This is a genomic window from Kaistia hirudinis, assembly GCF_014196455.1.
GTDB lineage: Bacteria > Pseudomonadota > Alphaproteobacteria > Rhizobiales > Kaistiaceae > Kaistia > Kaistia hirudinis.
Genome location: NZ_JACIDS010000012.1, coordinates 1 through 5705, shown reverse-complemented (window position 1 = coordinate 5705; position 5705 = coordinate 1). Strand labels below are relative to the sequence as shown.

Annotated in this window: 2 tRNA genes and 3 rRNA genes; all 5 read right to left on the bottom strand. The window is 55.9% G+C overall.

The features are described 5' to 3' along the window. Positions 1–122: 122 nt before the first annotated feature. Positions 123–237, bottom strand: a 5S ribosomal RNA gene (gene rrf, locus GGR25_RS24525). 79 nt (positions 238–316) lie between these two features. Then, positions 317–3081 (bottom strand): 23S ribosomal RNA (locus tag GGR25_RS24520). A 300-nt stretch (positions 3082–3381) separates the two neighbouring features. Then, positions 3382–3457, bottom strand: a tRNA-Ala gene (locus tag GGR25_RS24515). A gap of 53 nt (positions 3458–3510) precedes the next feature. After that, a tRNA-Ile gene (locus GGR25_RS24510) sits at positions 3511–3587 on the bottom strand. A 239-nt stretch (positions 3588–3826) separates the two neighbouring features. Continuing rightward, positions 3827–5311, bottom strand: a 16S ribosomal RNA gene (locus GGR25_RS24505). The 16S, 23S and 5S rRNA genes sit together here with 2 tRNA genes alongside, the layout of an rRNA operon. Between the last annotated feature and the right edge of the window lie 394 nt (positions 5312–5705).

The window sequence follows — 5705 nt, the reverse complement described above, 5'->3', positions numbered from 1 at the left end:
GGGCCCCGTGGAGCCTCTTCCGCCGGCCTCTGGAACGACAAAAAGCCCCGGCGGATATTAATCCGGCCGGGGCTTTTTGGATGGGGGACATTGTGTTGAGAGGAATTCGATGTGCTTTGCAGGCCTGGCGGCGACCTACTCTCCCGTGTCTTAAGACAAAGTACCATTGGCGCGGAGGGGTTTAACGGCCGAGTTCGGAATGGGATCGGGTTCAGGCCCCTCGCCATGACCACCAGGCCGGCGAAGCACATCGAAGAAGCGAAGAAACTGGTTTTGATTGTCGTCGAACCGCTTGTGGCGGGCATTGTTAATGAGAGTGTTCAAGCCGAACGAGTTATTAGTACCGGTAAGCTGCATGCGTTGCCGCACTTCCACACCCGGCCTATCAACGTGGTGGTCTACCACGACTCTTCAGGGAAAACTCGTTTTGAGGTGGGTTTCCCGCTTAGATGCTTTCAGCGGTTATCCCGTCCGTACATAGCTACCCTGCAATGCGGCTGGCGCCACAACAGGTCCACCAGAGGTACGTCCATCCCGGTCCTCTCGTACTAAGGACAGATCCTCTCAATTTTCCTACACCCACGGCAGATAGGGACCGAACTGTCTCACGACGTTCTGAACCCAACTCACGTACCACTTTAATCGGCGAACAGCCGAACCCTTGGGACCTTCTCCAGCCCCAGGATGTGATGAGTCGACATCGAGGTGCCAAACGATGCCGTCGATATGGACTCTTGGGCATCATCAGCCTGTTATCCCCAGAGTACCTTTTATCCGTTGAGCGATGGCCCGTCCACGTGGGACCACCGGATCACTATGGCCGACTTTCGTCTCTGCTCGACTTGTCAGTCTCGCAGTCAGGCGGGCTTATGCCATTGCACTCGACGAGCGATTTCCGACCGCTCTGAGCCCACCATCGCGCGCCTCCGTTACACTTTGGGAGGCGACCGCCCCAGTCAAACTACCCACCATGCACTGTCTCGGACCCGGATGACGGGCCGCGGTTAGACATCCATAACAGTAAGGGTGGTATTTCAAGGGTGGCTCCACACGAGCTGGCGCCCATGCTTCAAAGCCTACCACCTATCCTACACATACCGTCACGAATGCCAGTGCAAAGTTGTAGTAAAGGTTCATGGGGTCTTTCCGTCTGACCGCGGGAACCCCGCATCTTCACGGGGAATTCAATTTCACTGAGTAGGTGCTGGAGACAGCGGGGAAGTCGTTACGCCATTCGTGCAGGTCGGAACTTACCCGACAAGGAATTTCGCTACCTTAGGACCGTTATAGTTACGGCCGCCGTTTACCGGGGCTTCGATTCAAAGCTTGCACCTCTCCTCTTAACCTTCCGGCACCGGGCAGGCGTCAGACCCTATACGTCGCCTTACGGCTTCGCAGAGCCCTGTGTTTTAGGTAAACAGTCGCTACCCCCTAGTCTGTGCCCCCCCGACCTGGTTGCCCAAGCCGAGGGCCTCCTTCTCCCGAAGTTACGGAGGCAATTTGCCGAGTTCCTTCAGCACCATTCTCTCAAGCGCCTTGGTATACTCTACCAGTCCACCTGTGTCGGTTTAGGGTACGGTCTATACGCGGGAGCTATTTCCTGGAACACCTTCACCGCAGGATCAATCCAATAAGACCCTACGATACACGGTATTCGTCACTACCCGCAGGCTGAGGAATATTCACCTCATTCCCATCGACTACGCCTTTCGGCCTCGCCTTAGGAGCCGGCTAACCCTGCGCAGATTAGCTTTACGCAGGAACCCTTGGACTTTCGGCGACAGTGTCTCTCACACTGTTTGTCGTTACTCATGTCAGCATTCGCACTTCCGATACCTCCAGAAGCCCTCACGGGTCTTCCTTCACTGGCTTACGGAACGCTCCGCTACCACGTGATCTTGCGATCACATCCGCAGCTTCGGCACATGGCTTGAGCCCCGTTACATTGTCGGCGCAGGAACCCTTGTCTAGACCAGTGAGCTGTTACGCTTTCTTTAAATGATGGCTGCTTCTAAGCCAACATCCTGGTTGTTTTGGGATCCCCACATCCTTTCACACTTAGCCATGATTTGGGGGCCTTAGCTGGCGGTCAGGGTTGTTTCCCTTTTGACGACGGACGTTAGCACCCGCCGTCTGTCTGCCGGATAGTACTCTCGGGTATTCGGAGTTTGGTTAGGTTTGGTAAGACGGTGAGTCCCCCTAGCCCATCCAGTGCTCTACCCCCCGAGGTATTCATCCGACGCTCTACCTAAATAGATTTCGCGGAGAACCAGCTATTTCCGAGTTTGATTGGCCTTTCACCCCTAGCCACAAGTCATCCCCGTCTTTTTCAACAGACGTGGGTTCGGCCCTTCAGTGCGTGTTACCGCACCTTCAGCCTGCTCATGGCTAGATCACCCGGTTTCGGGTCTAATCCGACGAACTCGATGCCCTATTCAGACTCGCTTTCGCTGCGCCTACGCCTATCGGCTTAAGCTTGCTCGTCAGATTAAGTCGCTGACCCATTATACAAAAGGTACGCCGTCACCCGGACCTTTCCGAAGAAAGACCCAAAGGCTCCGACTGTTTGTAGGCATCCGGTTTCAGGAACTGTTTCACTCCCCTTGTCGGGGTGCTTTTCACCTTTCCCTCACGGTACTTGTTCACTATCGGTCGCTGAGGAGTACTTAGGCTTGGAGGGTGGTCCCCCCATGTTCAGACAGGATTTCACGTGTCCCGCCCTACTCGAGGACATGAATGCTTTCTACCCGTACGGGGCTATCACCCGCTGAGGCCCTGCTTTCCAGACAGGTTCCGGTTCTTACACTCATGCCACTGGCCTGGTCCGCGTTCGCTCGCCACTACTAGCGGAGTCTCTGTTGATGTCCTTTCCTCCGGGTACTTAGATGTTTCAGTTCCCCGGGTTCGCTTCGTACACCTATGTATTCAGTGTACGATACCTCTTGCGAGGTGGGTTCCCCCATTCGGAAATTCACGGATCAAAGCCTGTTCGCGGCTCCCCATGACTTATCGCAGCGTACCACGTCCTTCATCGCCTCTCAGCGCCAAGGCATCCACCGAATGCCCTTCTTGCACTTGATCACTCTCATTATCGATGCCCGCCCTCGGCAGGCAGGCAATCGACGACGGTGAGACCAGCAATCGGTTGCCCGATTGGCCAGTCTCGTAAAGACCAGTTTCTTCGAGATCTGCCCGATCGTCACAACGCCCGAAGGCCCTGCACGTATCTGGGGATATGCCCTGATGAGGGGCATTCGGACAGATCTTCTCTCTTCACAATGTCAGTCAACCTGCCATCCGCGAGCCTGGTGCGATCCAGGCCGGTGCGGCGGCAAAACTCGTTTGCGGATGAGGAGCAGCACGAAGCCGCTCTTGCATGAATGGTGGAGCCTGACGGGATCGAACCGACGACATCCTGCTTGCAAAGCAGGCGCTCTCCCAGCTGAGCTAAGGCCCCGAAGGGGTATTCGTTCAAGGGAAGCCAGTCCGGAAGCCAGATCGATCAGGCGATGGTGGGCCCGGGTAGACTCGAACTACCGACCTCACGCTTATCAGGCGTGCGCTCTAACCACCTGAGCTACGGGCCCGTCCGTGCCGGGCAGGCGCCTTCACACGACAACGCCCCGCCCATCGGTTACCCGATCGACGAAGACACCATCATGACGGCGCACGGCCCGGCCGATAACCGGCCCGGCTCAAACTCATCCGCGGAAGAAAGAGAGACGAAGACGGCGGAACCCCGCCAAAGACCTGATCTTGCGATCGGTCCGATTGTCCTAAGAGATCCGATAGAACCTCGTGAGAAGTCCTGAAGGATCATCCTTAGAAAGGAGGTGATCCAGCCGCAGGTTCCCCTACGGCTACCTTGTTACGACTTCACCCCAGTCGCTGAGCCTACCGTGGTCAGCTGCCTCCTTGCGGTTAGCGCACTGCCTTCGGGTAAACCCAACTCCCATGGTGTGACGGGCGGTGTGTACAAGGCCCGGGAACGTATTCACCGTGGCATGCTGATCCACGATTACTAGCGATTCCAGCTTCATGCACTCGAGTTGCAGAGTACAATCCGAACTGAGACGGCTTTTGGAGATTTGCTCAACCTCGCGGTCTTGCTTCCCATTGTCACCGCCATTGTAGCACGTGTGTAGCCCAGCCCGTAAGGGCCATGAGGACTTGACGTCATCCCCACCTTCCTCTCGGCTTATCACCGGCAGTCCCTCTAGAGTGCCCAACTGAATGATGGCAACTAGAGGCGAGGGTTGCGCTCGTTGCGGGACTTAACCCAACATCTCACGACACGAGCTGACGACAGCCATGCAGCACCTGTGTTCCGGCCAGCCGAACTGAAGAGATCCATCTCTGGAAATCATACCGGACATGTCAAGAGCTGGTAAGGTTCTGCGCGTTGCTTCGAATTAAACCACATGCTCCACCGCTTGTGCGGGCCCCCGTCAATTCCTTTGAGTTTTAATCTTGCGACCGTACTCCCCAGGCGGGATGCTTAATGCGTTAGCTGCGCCACCGAAGAGCAAGCTCCCCGACGGCTAGCATCCATCGTTTACGGCGTGGACTACCAGGGTATCTAATCCTGTTTGCTCCCCACGCTTTCGTACCTCAGCGTCAGTTCCGGGCCAGTGAGCCGCCTTCGCCACTGGTGTTCTTCCTAATATCTACGAATTTCACCTCTACACTAGGAGTTCCACTCACCTCTCCCGGACTCAAGACGACCAGTATCAAAGGCAGTTCCGAGGTTGAGCCCCGGGATTTCACCCCTGACTTAATCATCCGCCTACGTACGCTTTACGCCCAGTAAATCCGAACAACGCTTGCCCCCTTCGTATTACCGCGGCTGCTGGCACGAAGTTAGCCGGGGCTTCTTCTCCGACTACAGTCATTATCTTCATCGGCGAAAGTGCTTTACAACCCTAAGGCCTTCATCACACACGCGGCATGGCTGGATCAGGCTTGCGCCCATTGTCCAATATTCCCCACTGCTGCCTCCCGTAGGAGTCTGGGCCGTGTCTCAGTCCCAGTGTGGCTGATCATCCTCTCAGACCAGCTACGGATCGTCGCCTTGGTGCGCCATTACCACACCAACTAGCTAATCCGACGCGGGCCCATCCCAAGGCGATAAATCTTTCCCCCTAAGGGCACATGCGGTATTAGCCAAAGTTTCCCTTGGTTGTTCCGCACCTCGAGGTAGGTTCCCACGTGTTACTCACCCGTCTGCCACTCCCCTTGCGGAGCGTTCGACTTGCATGTGTTAGGCCTGCCGCCAGCGTTCGTTCTGAGCCAGGATCAAACTCTCATATTGAATGAGACTTTGATTGGCTTGGTCACTACGTATTGACGAGTCCCAAGCACACCGTCATCCAACCGACATCTCTGTCGATTAAACAACTAGCGAGCTTGAAAGAAACGTAGTGCCGCCAAAATCTCCGACACCAGCTTCACCAGAAAACCCTCAGGCCTTCCGCTTCCACCGGCATCCGCAAGGATCCCGCCGTCCACGTTTCTCTTTCTTCCAATTCAATTGTCAAACAACAGACAGACCTAAATCCGTCTCGCAACAGCCACAGATCATTCAATCCGCTTCGCCGTCGCAGCAGCTTCCGCCGCCATATAACCCGTCCAACCCACCGCCGCAAGACCCAAAACTCAGAGACGAGTTTTTCGTCTCGCAGACAACAGCGTCGTCCGCGTCGTTG